Here is a 16567-nt window from a genome sequence, read left to right on the forward strand (position 1 = left end):
GTGAGCCATGAAAGTTCAGCTTATTACACTCCTGTGCGCTCTCAGCAGTGCATGGAATACCCCCGTAATTGCACAAGTTGCTTATACCTGGGTAGATAAAGATGGTGTGATTCACTTCAGTGACACGCCTCGTCAGGGTGCAAAGGCCATCGCTCTACCTAACTTGGAAGCCTCACCTCCAGCGCCTGAAGTCGAAAGTACCGAATCGCTTGCACCACAAGTGAATAAAACGCCAGACGAATCACAGGACGCGCCTCAGGCTCAACCTGAAAAACCCCTACCTTTACAGCTCACCATGCTTAGCCCAACACATGATGCAACATTACGCAGCAATCGTGGACTTATTGATATTCAGCTTGAAGCAAACCGTAAGCTCGGTATTGGTGAACAGCTACAACTTCTGCTCGATGGTAACCCTTATGGGGCACCCCAAACGCACCTAAATTGGCAGTTAAGTGATATTGACCGAGGGACTCACACTCTTTCAGTTCATGCTAAGCGAAGCGGCAAGCTTATTGCATCATCTAGCCCTATAACGGTGCATTTACACAGAGCGAGTATCAAGCCGACCGTAAACGGGGCAAAGTAGAATTTTTGGTGAAAATTTAGCATCACAATGAAGCTTTTCACTTTTTCTTCTTAGTTTTATTGGCCATACTCAATGTTCTATTGCACCATTATTGTGCGTCGCACGATCTTAACGCAAACAAGGACATAATGTGGATACCAATCTTCCAAGTGCCATTCTCAACAATATGGTTACAGCAACGCTGATTCTCGATGATGGGTTGGCGATCCGTTATGCCAACCCAGCAGCGGAGCTGTTGTTTTCACAAAGTGCTAAACGCATCATCGAGCAGTCGTTGTCTCAGCTTATCCAACATGCCTCAATGGATTTGGCACTGCTCACTCAGCCTCTGCAGAGTGGCCAAAGTATCACCGACAGCGATGTCACTTTCATTGTCGACGGAAAGCCTTTGATGCTGGAAGTGACGGTGAGCCCGATAACCTGGGAAAAGCAGCTTATGCTACTGGTCGAAATGCGAAAGATCGACCAGCAACGCCGACTCACGCAGGAGCTCAACCAACACGCGCAACAACAAGCAGCCAAGCTTCTTGTGCGTGGTCTGGCGCATGAAATTAAAAATCCATTAGGTGGGTTGCGGGGGGCAGCACAGCTACTGGAAAAGATGTTGCCAGATCCATCCTTAACGGAATACACCCATATTATTATCGAACAAGCCGATCGATTGAGGGCCTTAGTCGATCGCCTGCTTGGCCCTCAAAAGCCAGGTAAAAAGACACAAGAAAATCTCCATCAGGTTCTGGAAAAAGTCCGCCAATTGGTCGAACTGGAGTCGCAAAACTCTATCACTATCGAGCGAGATTATGACCCAAGCCTGCCTGAGATTTTGATGGATGCAGACCAAATAGAGCAAGCAATGCTGAACATCGTCAGCAACGCAGCACAAATTCTGGCGTCTCAAGAGCACGGTAAGATCACCATTCGCACCAGAACAGTGCACCAAGCGAATATTCATGGTAAGCGCTGTAAATTAGCCGCGCGTATTGAGATCACCGATAACGGACCGGGCATTCAACCTGAATTACAAGATACGCTGTTTTACCCAATGGTCAGTGGCCGAGAAGGCGGTACCGGACTCGGACTGTCTATTTCACAGAATTTGATCGACCAGCACAACGGAAAAATCGATGTTGAGAGCTGGCCTGGCCACACCAATTTCACAATTTATTTGCCGATCTGACCAAGTTTAGCTTTGGGTCAGTTTTACGGTTTTGCTGCAAGGACTAGTAGATGAGTAAAGGATATGTTTGGGTCGTTGATGACGACAGTTCAATTCGCTGGGTGATGGAAAAAACCCTTTCTTCAGCCAATATTAAGTGCGAAACCTACGCTGATGGGGAAAGCGTTTTAATGGCACTAGAACGCGAAGTTCCTGACGTTCTGGTTTCAGATATACGTATGCCGGGCATCGATGGCCTTGAGCTTCTCAAACAAGTTCAGCGCGACTACCCGGACTTGCCCGTCATCATTATGACCGCTCACTCCGATCTGGACGCGGCAGTTAATGCGTATCAAAAAGGCGCATTTGAATACCTGCCAAAACCGTTTGATATCGATGAAACCCTGACTTTAGTCGAGCGCGCTATCGCTCACAGTCATGAAAATAAACGAGTGCAGATATCACCAGAAGACATCCCTGCCGAAACACCAGAAATCATCGGTGAAGCACCGGCGATGCAGGAAGTGTTTCGCGCGATTGGCCGCCTTTCCCGCTCTTCAATTTCAGTGCTGATCAATGGTGAGTCTGGTACCGGTAAGGAGCTTGTGGCTCACGCGCTGCATCGACATAGCCCTCGAGCCAGCAAACCTTTCATTGCACTTAACATGGCAGCAATCCCGAAAGACCTGATCGAATCCGAATTGTTTGGCCATGAAAAGGGCGCGTTTACCGGCGCGAACAATGTTCGCCAAGGTCGATTCGAACAAGCGAATGGCGGTACGTTATTTTTGGATGAAATCGGTGATATGCCGCTGGATATCCAGACTCGCTTGCTACGCGTTCTTGCTGATGGTCAGTTCTATCGTGTCGGTGGTCACTCGCCAATCAGTGTCGATGTCCGTATCGTTGCCGCAACTCACCAAAACCTGGAGAGACTGGTACATGAGGGCGACTTCCGTGAGGACTTGTTCCACCGCTTGAACGTTATTCGGGTACAAATTCCAGCACTTCGTGAACGTAAGCAAGACATAGAGAAACTAACTCAGCACTTCTTGCTGCGCGCTGCGGACGAGCTTGGCGTTGAAACTAAAACACTGCATCCTTCTACTGTAGAAATTCTCAACAGATTGGACTGGCCGGGCAACGTGCGTCAGTTGGAGAACATTTGTCGTTGGTTGACCGTTATGGCTAGCGGTAGTGAAGTATTACCCAATGACCTGCCTTCAGAACTGCTGCAAGAAAAGAAAACTATCTCAGACTCTACACAAGGCAGCTGGCAAGAACAATTGGCGGACTGGGCACGTCAATCATTAGCAGCAGGCGATAAAGAACTGCTTTCTTACGCATTACCAGAATTTGAACGCATTTTATTGGAAGCCGCGTTAGAACACACTAAAGGTCACAAGCAAGATGCCGCTAAAGTACTAGGCTGGGGACGTAATACGCTCACCAGAAAATTAAAGGAGTTGTACTGACACTTTGATTAATAATACAGCATAGCTGTCATCTAGTATTAATAAACGTATCAGTACAATATGGCGCACCACCCTTTTGTGATTAGACAATGTCTACTGCTACGACTCAAATTACACTACGTACCGCTGTACTCATCCCATTTGTGATGATTTTCTTATTGGCTATCAGTGTAATGGTCTAAGTCCAGAAGCAGAACTACGAAACGGTGGTGACCGATATCAGTGATAAGCAACTGTCGGTTTTGACCGAGAGTGTCCACGAGCATCTTAACTGTTTTCTAAATGAGCCTCTAGCTGCCGTGACAACACTCCCCCATAGTGTGAATCATCACAACCTCTTCCACCCTATCGATTCCCATGAGATCCAAACCTACTTACTGAGCACGTTTGAGACCCTTTCTGAATCTATCCCACAGCTGGATGTGATAGCCTTTGGCTCTGAAAGTGGCGACTTTACCGGTTTTCGTCTGGAGCCTTCTGGCAACTACACTTTAATGCTTCAAAGCCAACAAACCGGTGGTGATCTGGTAATCTACGAAACCAGTCTGGTCAGTGACGATATTCGTTCAGTCATTACTTCTTATGACCCGCGCAACCGCCCTTGGTACCAACCGGTAGCCACAAACCAAAGACCAATGTGGTCAGAAATTTATAGTAACTCCGATGAACGCCAAGAGATTACTTTGTCAGCGATGGCACCGGTGTATCTTAAACAAGAGTTAGCGGGAGTATTGGTCGCCGATGTCCGGCTGAATACCTTTAACAAGTTTCTACGCGAAGTAGCACAAAAGACAAAAGCCTCTGTATTTATCCTGGATCAGGAGCATCGCTTGGTCGCACACTCCGAATCCGGCAGTGTCATATTATGGGGCACACGCTTCTCCGATAAAGGACAGCGTTTATTGGCCTCTGAGAGCACCAATCCAATCATTCAATCCAGCGCCACTCGGGTCCGCTCATTCGATCTTTCCCACACCACGCAAACTTTTACCTTTGTCTTTGACCACAACGGACAACGTATCTTCAGCCGACTCACACCCTATGAAGACCCCAACGGGATTAAATGGTTTATCGGTACCTCTATCTCTGAGGCAGAATTGCTCGGAGTGTTGCCAGACAGTCAGGAAAAAAGCTGGCTTGTGGGCATCATTGTCAGCTTAATAGGCATTGCGATCTGCTGGGTCATTTTCAATCGCATCACAAAGCCAATTAATACCACTGCTGCTGCTGCACTCCAGTTGGCTAAGGGCGATTGGAACAGCAGCCTGCCCAAGCCGGGCTATGTGTATGAGACCACAGTGCTTGTTCAGGCATTTAATGAAATGACCGCAAATTTAAAAGCATCATTTACCGCCTTACGAGAACAGTTGGTTTATGACTCACTTACACGCTTATACAGCCGCCAAGGGTTAGTAGAAATGTGTACTCAGCAACGCTGCCAGTGCCACGGAACGCTATTTTTGCTCGGCATCAACCGATTTAGGGACATAAATGACAGTGTCGGCCACCACAATGGCGATCAACTACTGATAGACATAGCGGAAAGGCTGAAACAACAATTTCAAGATGATACTTTGCTGGCCAGGATCGGTGGAGACGAGTTCGCCATTTTTGTATCCAATGTACACAACAGCAATGACGTTCGGCTCATAGAGCGTCGTTTACAGCAGCTCTTTGCGACTCCATTCATCACGCAAGAAGAAGCCGTCATTATGAAAATCTCGCTTGGTATTGTGCAAAGCAAGCAAGGCGAAGATATGTCCTTATGGTTGCGTAATGCCAGCATTGCACTGAGTTACGCCAAACAAGATTCTCTCTCAAATGTCTGCCATTACAGTCCTGAACTCGCCAGCGCTTCTAAATTCCGTACTCAGATGCTGACTAAGATTCAAACCGGAGTGGAAAACCGAGAGTTCATTCCGCATTATCAGCCGATTATCGACTTGGCAACTGGCAATACCTGTGGTGCCGAAGCTCTGGCGCGCTGGCAGAGTGAGTCAGGCATGATTTCACCGTTGGATTTTATTCCCATCGCAGAAGAGAGCGGGATGATCAAAGCGATTGGTCAACAGATTCTGTTACAAGCCTGTCGCGATACCTACAACGCCATTGAAAATAAGCAGTGGCCATCAGACTTCCAACTGCATGTAAATATCTCGGTTAACCAAATTTCCTGTCCGGACTTTGTCGATAGTGTCACGCGCGTGCTGACAATAACTAAACTCCCAGCCAGTAACCTGACTCTGGAGATCACTGAATCACGCATCATTGATAGCGGGCCGACAACACTAGACAACATGACAAAACTCCGCGATATGGGCATAGGCATCGCGATAGATGATTTCGGTACAGGCTACTCGTCTCTGGGCTATCTGCATACCCTGCCCTTTACATGTCTGAAAATCGATCGCACGTTCGTCAACCAATTGAGCCAAGAGAATCTAGAGCGATCTGTAGTTGCAGCCGTGCTTAATATAACGGCTGGACTTAAAACCAGCGTCGTCGCTGAAGGGATAGAAAACGCCTCGCAAGCTCAACTGCTTCGTTCAATAGGCTGCCATCAGGTGCAGGGATTTTATTACAGCCGCCCTATGCCACTGGAAGAATGGCCAACACATTTAGTTAACATGGAGTAGAAAAGAGCGAGAATCGTTGAATTCCTGGTCACGCTCTACTGACAATCAACCAAACTGTTAATTATACTTAATTGCAAATCTTCCCAATGTATTGTCACAGATGATGTTTGGGCCTTGTTCCAGTTCATAACTATCCGGATCAACACAATGATAACTAAGAACCTTCCTCTTACCGATTTGCATCGCCACCTTGACGGCAACATCCGTACCCAGACCATTCTAGATCTTGGCCAAAAATTTGGGATGACTCTGCCTGCGTACGACGTTGAATCTCTCACGCCACACGTTCAGATTGTCGAAGCAGAGCCTTCTCTCGTTGCTTTCCTTTCAAAGCTTGATTGGGGCGTAGCGGTACTGGGTGATCTAGACGCGTGTCGTCGTGTTGCGTACGAAAACGTGGAAGATGCGCTGAACGCTCAAATTGATTACGCGGAATTGCGTTTCTCGCCTTACTACATGGCAATGAAGCACAACTTGCCAGTAGCCGGTGTCGTTGAAGCAGTCGTCGATGGTGTTCAGGCAGGTATGCGTGATTTCGGTGTCAAAGCTAATCTGATTGGCATCATGAGCCGTACATTCGGTATCGATGCTTGCCAACAGGAATTAGACGGTATCCTTAGTCAGAAAGACCACATTGTGGCAGTTGACCTTGCAGGTGACGAGCTAGGTCAACCAGGTGATCGTTTTGTTTCTCACTTTAAACAAGTGCGAGACGCGGGTCTTCACGTGACTGTTCACGCTGGCGAGGCTGCTGGTGCAGAAAGTATGTGGCAAGCAATCAACACGTTAGGTGCAACGCGTATCGGTCACGGTGTGAAAGCGATTGAAGATCCAAAATTGATGGATTACCTAGCAGAAAACCGCATTGGTATTGAATCTTGCCTGACATCGAACATTCAGACCAGCACCGTTGCTTCTCTTGCGAATCACCCGCTAAAACAGTTCCTTGAACATGGTGTTCTTGCATGTCTAAACACCGATGACCCAGCGGTTGAAGGTATTGAGCTGCCTTACGAATACGAAGTCGCAGCACCAGCTGCAGGCTTGAGCCAAGAACAGATTCGCCAAGCGCAAATCAATGGCCTTGAGTTGGCATTCTTGTCAGACGCTGAAAAAGCAGAGCTGAAAGAAAAAGTTAAACATCGCGTTTAATTCCGCGAAAATCATAAAAAATGCCAGCATTTGCTGGCATTTCTTGTATTCGGAATCTCTCGAATTCTAAATCACTCGAGAGAACTGCTGCTGACGAGCCTTCGCACGGAGGTACTTATCGAAACTCATACAGATGTTACGGATAAGCAGGCGACCGCGTAGAGTGACACGAATTTCGTTGTCATCCACTTCGACCAGCTCATCATTAATGAAGGTTTGTAACAGCTCTAAGTCTTCTTTGAAGTACTGATTAAACTTAACCTTAAACTCCGACTCAATGGCTCTTTTATCCAGTTTAAAGTTACAGATCAGTTGCTTAATTACTTCGCGGCGTAGTAAGTCATCCGCATCCAGCGAGACGCCTTTCCAAAGCGCATGACGCAGGTCATTCACCTGAGCGTAGTATTTCTTCAACTCTTTTTGGTTCTGCGCATAAGCGTCACCAATCATCGAGATAGCCGAAACGCCAAAGCCGACTAAGTCACACTCACCTTGTGTGGTATAACCCTGGAAGTTGCGATGCAGCACACCTTCTCGCTGAGCAACCGCAAGTTCATCATCAGGCTTAGCAAAGTGATCCATACCGATAAACTGGTAACCCGCATCGGTTAACGTTGCGATAGTATCTTGCAAAATCGCCATCTTTTCTTCGGCTTGAGGCAGGTCTTCATCTTTAATCTTACGCTGAGCGGCAAACAGCTGCGGCATGTGGGCGTAGTTAAATACCGACAGACGACCCGGTGACATTTCAAGCACTTGCTCCAGTGTCTTAGCAAAAGACTCTTTGGTCTGCTTCGGTAAGCCGTAGATTAAATCCAGGTTTGTCGAGCGGAAGCCCAAGTCTTTCGCACGTGCCACCATATCAAAAATGAACGTTTCATCTTGCTCACGATTGACCAGTTTCTGCACTTCTTTGTTAAAGTCCTGAACGCCGATACTTAAGCGGTTAAAACCTTCGCTGCGCAGGTGATCCAGCATCGTGAGTTCAATTTCTCGCGGGTCAACTTCAATGCTGATTTCGGCATCATCACTGAAGAAAAATTCCTGGCGAAGCAGGTTCATCACACGTGTGATCTGTTTTTCAGATAGGAACGTTGGTGTACCACCACCAAAATGCAGTTGCGTTACTGTTCTGCCCACCAGCAAAGACGCGCGTTGACGAATTTCGTGCTCTAGAACATCGAGGTACTCATCGGCTTTATGCGAGTGGCGAGTAATCACCTTATTACAACCACAGTAGTAACAAAGCTTGTGACAGAACGGAATATGGATGTATAACGATAACGGCCGATCAGGGTACTGAGCACATGCCATATCATAATCAGAGATAGTAAATGCTTCGTGAAACTCCAATGCTGTCGGGTACGACGTATAGCGAGGACCGGAATAGTTGTACTTATCCAATACTGCTTGATCCCAAACGATTTGTTGTTTCGATTCAGTGTGTTGATTCGACATGGTGGTACTTTCCGTTAAATGTTAGGGCAACGAAAGTCGTCACCCAATATTCAGAGCTGCTTATTTTGCCACACGACAAAGATAACCGCGGTAATACCTTTTGGCTTTTTAATTATAAAACCAAAGAAGTGCTAGCGTGATCACGATAACCCCAGCAGCCACAAGAGCATAACTGGGGTGAAATTACTGACTCAAGCAATCAAGTAACGTTCTGGTGACTAGATCATCTGAATATTAATTTGATTATTCAGTGGCTGGACGTTTTTCTTCAACAATTCGAGTTCTTTAACGATCGACTCGGTTAAGCGACTTTCCGCTTTCTGACGAGTCAGATTCTGCTGCATACGCTCTTTTTTGGCTAGTTGCTGGCGATCTTCACCGCGCGCCATATCTTTAACAATATGGTAAAGCTCAGAAATTGCAGGATACGTTTTGTCGAAATCAATGCGGTCTTCACCCTGAACATAATCCATGATGCAGTAGACACGAATACTGATTTCCGACAAATCGCACTGGCCTTGAATGCCTGCCTGACACAAGGTATGCACGTTCTCAAAAATGTTGGCGTTACGTTTATCAATCGCCAGTTTTTGATGCTTCAGCTGCAATTCCTTTTGCTTTTTCAATTGAAGCAGAAGGTAACCTGCATAAGAAGCCAGAGCGATAATGATCACCGCCCCTGCAATTGCTAATAAGGTTACGTTCATCGCTTAATTATCCTTTGTAGTCGTCAAAGTTGATATCATCAAAATCCGCAAGAAGATCATCGTCATTACGAGAACCTTTCGCAGCAGGAGCAGTAAAGTCCTCTTCTTCTTCAGGTTCTAACAGACCAAGTTGGTCCATCAACTTCTCGATGCGATCCAGCTTCTCGTCTACGTATTTTTGTAGACCAGTACCCAGATTCTCACCTGCTTCGATACGATCCAACAACACATTCAATTGTGCATCGTTTTCCAGCATCTCCAGCTCTTGTTCCGCAGACAGACGACGTTCTTGCTTGGTCATCTTCTTCGCTGGCTCAACAATCAGAGGGATCTTCTTCTTGCTGCCTAAACGTGGGTCACGATTTTGTGCAGCGGCGCGTTGCTTCTGCTCATTCGCGTCTGAATTACGGTTACCCGTTTTCAAACCTTTGCGCTTTTTCGCACGCTTACGTAAACGGCCTTCCACGTCTGATTCAGTACGGTTACGAGTGACAATAATATCAGGTGCGCCTGCGGCACCCGGCTTTCTAGATTTTTTACTACGGCTCATTACTGGGTCTTCCTCAGTAAAATTACATCATTACCAATAAATTCAAGTTCGAGCTTATCCCGCTCAGCTAGGAACTGGAACGTCTCACGGCTAAAAAACACCACATGCGTTGGGTCGTTCTTATAATGCCACGATTTGAAAGCCTCTGCGTCGATGACCATTTTTGTCATCAGGCCAATCCAGCCCCCTGGCTTAACTAAATTCAACCATTGCTTCCACACCATATCTGGGTGGTAGAGGTGTTCAATCACCTCTGTTGCTGTCATGAAGTCATACTGCTTTTCTAGCACCGATGTATCAGGGTGGTAATAAAGATCATATAACGCCATGCTGTGGCCCGTTTCTTCTAACATCAGAGAAAGTGTCGGGCCCGGACCACAACCAAAGTCGATTCCGTTCGATTGTGGAGAAATTCGCTCTGTCATTGGATCAGCTATTCGCGACAAAAAGCGTCTGTATCCCATATCTTCGGGATTGTTCTCATGCAAATCATAGTGAGCTTTTTCGGTATCTGCATCCAAACGTTGGTCTGGATTTACAAACACCAAACGGCACTGTTCACATTGAAGATACTCGCGACGCTTATCTTCAAAATAATGGTGAGTGTGCTGATTGTGGCATAAAGGACAGGTATGCATGCTGACTTCCTCAAACAGGGATGCGAAACATACCAGAAACTGAACTCAGATTGGAGTGTTGCTGAGCATTTTTTCAGCAGTTTTTACTAAAAAACTCTGATTCTGATGCGACATCGTCTCCTGAGAGAATTTCGACGTCAATTTCATTGTGAAAGAAATAAAAAAAGCGACAGTTAAACTGCCGCTTCCTAATGCCATCTTATGTGGCGAAACTGTGTTGCACGCATTGAGTGCACCAATAATCCTTTTGTTTTTCGAGCTTTCCTTGCCAAAAAGTGTTGTTTTTCATCTTCCTGATGAATTTTGGCTATCCATTAACTTCCTGTCTTCTGGGCGACTTCCTGTGCCTGATCCTTTTCACTGTCTTAACCGTCAGACGAGATGACCATCCTTATCCGGCAGGCTCCCTGCCTACCCAAGTCCTTTTGCAACAACCAAGCATCCCTAGCTTGAATCCCTGAGACCGAAACCTTGGTCTAAATTTCCCTTTGTTCACCCCCCTGTGAACAGCTTCTACTTTACGCCGATCAAACCTTGCGACAAGCCGAGCACAGAAAAAAACTACAGCATTTTTCCTGTCACAGACAAAAGATATTACTAATCATAACGTTAAGGTTAACCGAAGAGAAAAAGGCAACAACAAGTATGGCAAATGTCTTACAAGCTACCGAGCTAGATATCTATTTAGCCGCTTACCTATGGTGTGAGCTGAGTCACCAACAAAAATGCCCCGACGAATTCGCCGGGGCATTTTTGAATAACATTGCTCGAACTATGTAGGGTTATCAGTTATCAGTGCAGACCGCCAACATATTGCGACAGAACTTCAATATCTTCATCTGTCATCTTCTTCGCGATATCACGCATCATGGCATTCATATCGTTACCACGGCTACCATCACGGAATTTAGTAAGCTGAGCTTTGATGTAGTCAGCATGCTGACCAGAAATTTTAGGGAAACCTGAAAGCTCAGTACCGTTACCACGAGCACCGTGACATGCAATACATGCCGTTAGACCACGCTCAGCATCACCAGCGGTGTAGAGCACTTTGCCTTTCTCAACAACGTTTTCAGGTGTTGAGTTCTCTGACGTTGGCAGAGACGCAAAGTATGCGGATAGATCTGCGATGTCTTCATCACTTAGCGGCATTGCCATACCACTCATGACGGGATCGTAACGACCTTGCTTACCACCGCTTGTCATACCTAACTTAAGATCTTGCAACTGTTTTTCAAGATACTTAGCGTGTTGACCAGCGAGTTTAGGGTACATTGCGATTGCACTGTTGCCATCTGCACCATGACAGGCGACACAGGTTTGTGATTTTGCTTTACCAGCCTCAATACTACCTTGGGCCCATACTGAGCAGCTGGCTAAAACACTCAAAATTAGCGCTAATTTCTTCATGACATTCCATTATAATTATCAAGCTTCCAGTACCACGGAATGTGAACATACCGTGTACACTCATGGTACAATAGGCGACCTCATGCCGAGCACGGTTATTTTACACAATTTCACAAAAAAGTAATCAATCGACTACACAAAGTCGAGATGGAGTTAACAGTGAGCGTAAAAATTCATTACCAAAATACGCATTTCATCACCAGCGCACCCGATATTCGCCACTTGCCGGAGGACGAAGGTGTCGAGATTGCGTTTGCAGGACGCTCAAACGCTGGTAAATCGAGTGCACTTAACCGTCTGACTAACCAAAAAAGCTTAGCCAAGACATCAAAGACACCGGGTCGTACCCAGTTGATCAACCTTTTCAAGGTAGAAGAAGGTTGTCATATCGTCGATCTACCGGGATACGGCTTTGCTCAAGTCCCAGTTGAGATGAAGAACAAATGGCAGAAATCTTTGGGCGAATACCTTCAGAAACGCGAGTGTCTAAAAGGCTTAGTGGTTCTGATGGACATCCGTCACCCAATGAAAGATCTCGACCAGCAAATGATTTTCTGGGCTATCGACAGCCGTATTCCAGTGCAAGTGCTGCTGACCAAAGCAGACAAACTGAAAAGCGGTGCCCGTAAACAGACGCTACTGAAAATTCGTAAGCAAGTTGAAACTTTCGGTGGTGATGTAGACGTGGACGTATTTTCGTCTCTGAAAGGTTTAGGTGTTGATCAGCTGCGTGCCAAACTGGACACCTGGTTTGCGCCTGCACTGGCACATCTGATTGAAGAAGACGAATTAGAAACGCCAGAGAGCAATGAAGAATAATTAACAATTCTTGTTAAATTTTTGCGATAGCCCTGCCAACCCGTTGGTGGGGCTTTTGTTTATCTAACGAATAAGAAAGGAAATGACAGAAATAAAAATCCCCACCTTCCTGGCAGGGATAACGGGAGAGAAAACTTGGTAGTTGTTATTATGCTGTAAAGCATTACTGAACTATCAAATGATTTCAATAGCATAAAAAGCCTTCAAATTTCCCCACTATAGTCTCCCTGCCATATTCAATCACAATAAAAATGATAAAATTCAGAAACTTAAAATAAATACAACTGTGATTATTAAAGACTTAGTTTCTGTGGAGAAAAAATCAGAATGTGACTGGCGTAAATTTACAGGACGTAGAGAACGGCTAAATGCAGAAAAAAGTCAGGTTTTGTAAGGAGTTAAAGAAAGGGGGAGGTTGATGGAAAAGCCAAAAAAACAATAAGTAATTGTTCTTTAACATATTTTTCTTTGTCCCAATAAAAAACGCCCCAGTCAAAAACTGACTGGGGCGGCTGAATCAGCCTAATCCAATAACGTGAAACAAAAGGTCTGAAAGATAGAACATCTTACCTCTGTACCCTACGAGTATTAATGTACAACAATTGGTCAGAATTGCAAAGAATTTTTGTAGTTTTTTTTCATTAAAGTTTTATTAAATGACAGCAAACCTAAGACTGCCATGTCTTTTTTAATCGTAAAAAAAAGCCAGCGTTTGTGCGCTGGCTCATAATAAATTAGACAAATCGATTTAAAAATGACTAGTGAGCCTGATCCCAGTTGTCACCATGACCAGCTTCAGCAACCAGAGGCACTTTCAGCTCTGCTGCAGATTCCATCAATTTCTGTACTTTACTTTCAATTTCGGACAATGATGACTCTTCAACCTCAAATACCAGTTCATCGTGTACTTGCATCAAAAGTTTCACTCGACCGTCACCTTCAGCCTGAATCCATTGGTCAACAAGTAACATCGCTTTCTTGATGATGTCTGCCGCTGTACCTTGCATTGGCGCATTGATCGCCGCACGTTCTGCTGCTTTGCGACGCATCCCGTTACGAGATTTAATCTCTGGTAGGTGCAAACGACGACCAAAGATGGTTTCAACATAACCTTGATCGGCTGCAGCACTGCGCGTGTCTTCCATATACTGCATCACACCAGGGTAACGCTCGAAGTACTTATCCATGTAGGTTTGTGCTTCTCCACGTGGGATACCTAACTGTTTCGCTAAGCCGAACGCACTCATACCATAGATAAGACCGAAGTTAACCGCTTTCGCTCGGCGACGCTGTTCACTAGAGACTTGATCAATACCCACGCCCATGATTTCAGCGGCAGTGGCTGCGTGAATGTCTTTACCATCGCGGAATGCATCAAGCAGAGCCTGGTCGCCAGAAAGGTGAGCCATAATGCGCAGTTCGATTTGTGAATAGTCGACCGCCAGGATTTTGTAACCCGTCGGTGCAACAAATGCCTGGCGAATACGGCGTCCTTCTTCATTACGAATTGGAATGTTTTGTAGGTTTGGATCGGTTGATGACAAGCGACCAGTCGCCGTTACCGCTTGATGGTAAGAGGTATGTACGCGTCCTGTGGTTGGATTAATCATCTTCGGCAGCTTATCGGTGTAAGTCGATTTCAGCTTTGCCAGACCACGGTATTCAAGAATCAGTTTTGGTAATGGGTAGTCTAGAGCCAATTCTTGCAACACTTCTTCGTTGGTCGAAGGCGTGCCAGATGGTGTCTTTTTCACTACCGGTAAACCCATTTTCTCAAACAGGATAGCTTGTAACTGCTTTGGCGAGTTCATGTTGAACTCTTGCTCTGCAATTTCGTAAGCTTTTTTCTCAAGCTCTTCAAGGCGAGCGGCGATTTCTACCGACTGAGCGCCCAGCTTCATGTCATCAATCAATACCCCAGTGCGCTCGATACGAGAAAGCACAGGAACAAGTGGCATTTCGATATCTTCGTACACCGATTTCAGCTTTTCGTCTTGCTCAATATTGGCAAACAGACGGTTGTGCAGACGAAGCGTCACATCTGCATCTTCTGCTGCGTATGGGGACGCTTGATCGAGTTCAATTTGATTAAAAGTAAGCTGCTTTTTACCTTTACCTGCAACTTGCTCAAAGGAGATGCAGCTATGCTGAAGGAAACGTAGCGCTAAGCTGTCCATATCATGTTTGCCGCCTACGCTGTTGTATACGTAAGAAGCCAGCATGGTATCGTGCTTAATACCTTTCATCTCAATGCCGTAGCGAGCTAAAACAGATGCATCGTATTTCAGGTTCTGGCCGACTTTCGCTTGCGACTCATCTTCTAAGATAGGTTTTAACTGCTCTAACACCCAGTCGCGGTCTAGCTGCTGCGGTGCATCAAGGTAGTCATGAGCAACAGGAACATAAGCTGCGATGCCTTCGTCTACCGCAAACGAGAGACCAACCAGATTCGCTACCATGTAGTCGAGGCTGTCTGTTTCGGTATCGAAAGCGAACAATTCAGACGCTTTTAGTTTGTCTAACCAAGCATTCAAGGACGCTTCGTCTAAAATGGTTTCGTACTGACTGCGATCAATCGTCACCGCTGACGTTTCCATCTCAGCATGAGAAGACGCAGACGATGCCCGTGCAGACCCAGCCATTTCGACCGCTTCTACAGCGCCTGAGCCGCCTTCTAACAGCTCATTGAGCCAAGACTTAAACGTCAGTTGACCATATAACTTGATCAGCTCGTCTTTGCTTGGTTCTGCTTTGAGCAGTGATTCCGGCGTTTCTTCCAATTCAACATCGAGCTTAATAGTGGCGAGTTCGTACGACAGCATTGCATTTTCTTTGTTGTCGACGAGCTTCTTCGCCATGGTTTTTGAACCACGGAAACCCAGTGGAGCAATATCATCTAAGTTTTCGTAAAGCTTCGTCAGGCCACCGATACCTTGCAACAACGCAGTTGCAGTTTTATCACCCACGCCCGGTACACCCGGAATGTTGTCGACTTTATCGCCCATTAACGCCAGGTAATCGATGATCAACTCCGGTGGAATACCGAACTTTTCAATCACACCTTCACGATCCATCACAACATTGGTCATGGTGTTGATAAGGGTGATATTGTCATCCACCAACTGCGCCATGTCTTTATCACCGGTACTGATCAATACTGGCATGCCTTTTTGCGATGCCTGATAAGCCAAAGTACCAATGACGTCATCCGCTTCTACGCCAGGAACACAAATTAAAGGCAAGCCCATTGCGCGAATCACATTATGTAACGGCTCGATTTGGCAACGAAGATCATCCGGCATTGGCGGACGATTCGCTTTGTATTCTGGATACATATCGTCACGGAAGGTTTTACCCTTCGCGTCAAAAACCACTGCAATACGATCAGACGCAAACTGACGCATCATACTGCGTAGCATGTTTACTACACCGTAGACGGCATTAGTTGGTATTTCACCATTACTCATTGTGCCTGGGTAGGCGTGAAAAGCGCGATATAGATAAGAAGAACCGTCGATAAGAATCAGCGGATTTTCAGGAATACTTGCCATAATTGTCTGTATCCAAGTCAGTACTTAATAGATCTGCTTAGGATGCCATGACTACTGATCCGAATCTATCTTGTTCGCTCGATCCAGATCGCGTAAATATTTCGAGCTGATACACTAAAACTCAACCCCTCCTGTGGATAACTCTGTTTATATTATTTATCCACTGGTTATACAAGATTACAAAACAAAGAAAATAACCAAGTTAAGTTACTAATAATATTAAATAATTTTATTTTAAGATGAAAAGATCAACGATCTAAAAATGATCATCAAATGTGGAAAAGTTATGAATCGTGGCGTCAAATGAAATCGTAGAAAAGAAAAAAGCGACCCAATTGGGTCGCCTAGCAGAAGTGGTAAAGCAATTTTTTATCAAGCTGCTTAACCAAGAAGCTATAAATTACACTGGAAGCAATGTGAGCAATG

Annotated in this window: 13 protein-coding genes and 1 pseudogene; 7 read left to right on the forward strand and 7 right to left on the reverse strand. The window is 45.7% G+C overall.

Annotated features, from left to right (window positions below):
* The first annotated feature begins 7 nt into the window (after nt 1–7).
* From V1U08_RS12395 to add, 5 genes and pseudogenes are all read left to right on the forward strand, one after another.
* Nucleotides 8–589: a DUF4124 domain-containing protein gene (locus V1U08_RS12395; RefSeq protein ID WP_330470704.1), complete on the forward strand. Its 582-nt coding sequence runs from the start codon at nt 8–10 to the stop codon at nt 587–589.
* Nucleotides 590–719: 130 nt separating this feature from the next.
* Complete coding sequence (gene glnL, locus V1U08_RS12400) at nt 720–1766, forward strand: nitrogen regulation protein NR(II) (RefSeq protein WP_014230519.1); 1047 nt, start codon at nt 720–722, stop codon at nt 1764–1766.
* Between the two features lie 50 nt (nt 1767–1816).
* On the forward strand, nt 1817–3220 hold the full coding sequence (glnG, locus tag V1U08_RS12405; RefSeq protein WP_014230518.1) for a nitrogen regulation protein NR(I): 1404 nt from the start codon (nt 1817–1819) through the stop codon (nt 3218–3220).
* Between the two features lie 89 nt (nt 3221–3309).
* Nucleotides 3310–5856, forward strand: a pseudogene (locus tag V1U08_RS12410) (EAL domain-containing protein).
* Nucleotides 5857–6003: 147 nt separating this feature from the next.
* The gene (gene add, locus V1U08_RS12415; protein ID WP_014230516.1) at nt 6004–7008 is read left to right on the forward strand and encodes an adenosine deaminase; all 1005 of its coding nucleotides are present in this window, start codon (nt 6004–6006) and stop codon (nt 7006–7008) included.
* Nucleotides 7009–7074: 66 nt separating this feature from the next.
* On the opposite strand, the gene hemN is transcribed toward add, so the two are convergent.
* The 4 genes from hemN to V1U08_RS12435 form a co-directional block, all read right to left on the reverse strand.
* Entirely contained in the window at nt 7075–8466 is a 1392-nt protein-coding gene (gene hemN, locus V1U08_RS12420; protein WP_014230515.1) for an oxygen-independent coproporphyrinogen III oxidase, read from the reverse strand.
* Between the two features lie 218 nt (nt 8467–8684).
* Nucleotides 8685–9173, reverse strand: coding sequence for a DUF2489 domain-containing protein (locus V1U08_RS12425; protein ID WP_014230514.1), 489 nt, complete (start codon nt 9171–9173; stop codon nt 8685–8687).
* Between the two features lie 7 nt (nt 9174–9180).
* The gene (yihI, locus tag V1U08_RS12430; RefSeq protein WP_014230513.1) at nt 9181–9723 is read right to left on the reverse strand and encodes a Der GTPase-activating protein YihI; all 543 of its coding nucleotides are present in this window, start codon (nt 9721–9723) and stop codon (nt 9181–9183) included.
* Complete coding sequence (locus V1U08_RS12435; RefSeq protein ID WP_014230512.1) at nt 9723–10361, reverse strand: class I SAM-dependent methyltransferase; 639 nt, start codon at nt 10359–10361, stop codon at nt 9723–9725. Before V1U08_RS12435 ends, yihI begins: the two co-directional genes overlap by 1 nt.
* A gap of 645 nt (nt 10362–11006) precedes the next feature.
* Between V1U08_RS12435 and V1U08_RS12440 the strand changes: the two genes are divergently transcribed.
* Nucleotides 11007–11141, forward strand: coding sequence for a hypothetical protein (locus V1U08_RS12440; RefSeq protein WP_257739801.1), 135 nt, complete (start codon nt 11007–11009; stop codon nt 11139–11141).
* Between the two features lie 12 nt (nt 11142–11153).
* Here V1U08_RS12440 and V1U08_RS12445 read toward each other — a convergent pair whose 3' ends face one another.
* Nucleotides 11154–11771 carry a c-type cytochrome gene (locus V1U08_RS12445; protein ID WP_014230511.1) on the reverse strand — a complete coding sequence of 206 codons (618 nt, stop codon included), beginning with the start codon at nt 11769–11771 and terminating at the stop codon, nt 11154–11156.
* Nucleotides 11772–11930: 159 nt separating this feature from the next.
* Between V1U08_RS12445 and yihA the strand changes: the two genes are divergently transcribed.
* Complete coding sequence (gene yihA / locus V1U08_RS12450) at nt 11931–12590, forward strand: ribosome biogenesis GTP-binding protein YihA/YsxC (protein ID WP_014230510.1); 660 nt, start codon at nt 11931–11933, stop codon at nt 12588–12590.
* Nucleotides 12591–13107: 517 nt separating this feature from the next.
* Here the strand turns inward: yihA and V1U08_RS22910 are convergent.
* Nucleotides 13108–13155 (reverse strand): hypothetical protein, encoded by a 48-nt coding sequence (locus tag V1U08_RS22910; protein ID WP_438356636.1) that lies wholly within the window; start codon nt 13153–13155, stop codon nt 13108–13110.
* 193 nt (nt 13156–13348) lie between these two features.
* A complete protein-coding gene (gene polA / locus V1U08_RS12455; protein ID WP_330470706.1) occupies nt 13349–16141 on the reverse strand; it encodes a DNA polymerase I in 2793 nt (930 codons plus the stop codon).
* Nucleotides 16142–16567: the final 426 nt, after the last annotated feature.

It is taken from the genome of Vibrio sp. YYF0003 (assembly GCF_036350715.1).
GTDB lineage: Bacteria > Pseudomonadota > Gammaproteobacteria > Enterobacterales > Vibrionaceae > Vibrio > Vibrio natriegens.

Coding starts and splice junctions, on each gene's coding strand:
- V1U08_RS12395 (WP_330470704.1), top strand. CDS start 8: ATGAAAGTTCAGCTTATTACACTCCTGTGCGCTCTCAGCAGTGCATGG.
- glnG (WP_014230518.1), top strand. CDS start 1,817: ATGAGTAAAGGATATGTTTGGGTCGTTGATGACGACAGTTCAATTCGC.
- add (WP_014230516.1), top strand. CDS start 6,004: ATGATAACTAAGAACCTTCCTCTTACCGATTTGCATCGCCACCTTGAC.
- hemN (WP_014230515.1), bottom strand. CDS start 8,466: ATGTCGAATCAACACACTGAATCGAAACAACAAATCGTTTGGGATCAA.
- V1U08_RS12425 (WP_014230514.1), bottom strand. CDS start 9,173: ATGAACGTAACCTTATTAGCAATTGCAGGGGCGGTGATCATTATCGCT.
- yihI (WP_014230513.1), bottom strand. CDS start 9,723: ATGAGCCGTAGTAAAAAATCTAGAAAGCCGGGTGCCGCAGGCGCACCT.
- V1U08_RS12435 (WP_014230512.1), bottom strand. CDS start 10,361: ATGCATACCTGTCCTTTATGCCACAATCAGCACACTCACCATTATTTT.
- V1U08_RS12440 (WP_257739801.1), top strand. CDS start 11,007: ATGGCAAATGTCTTACAAGCTACCGAGCTAGATATCTATTTAGCCGCT.
- V1U08_RS12445 (WP_014230511.1), bottom strand. CDS start 11,771: ATGAAGAAATTAGCGCTAATTTTGAGTGTTTTAGCCAGCTGCTCAGTA.
- polA (WP_330470706.1), bottom strand. CDS start 16,141: ATGGCAAGTATTCCTGAAAATCCGCTGATTCTTATCGACGGTTCTTCT.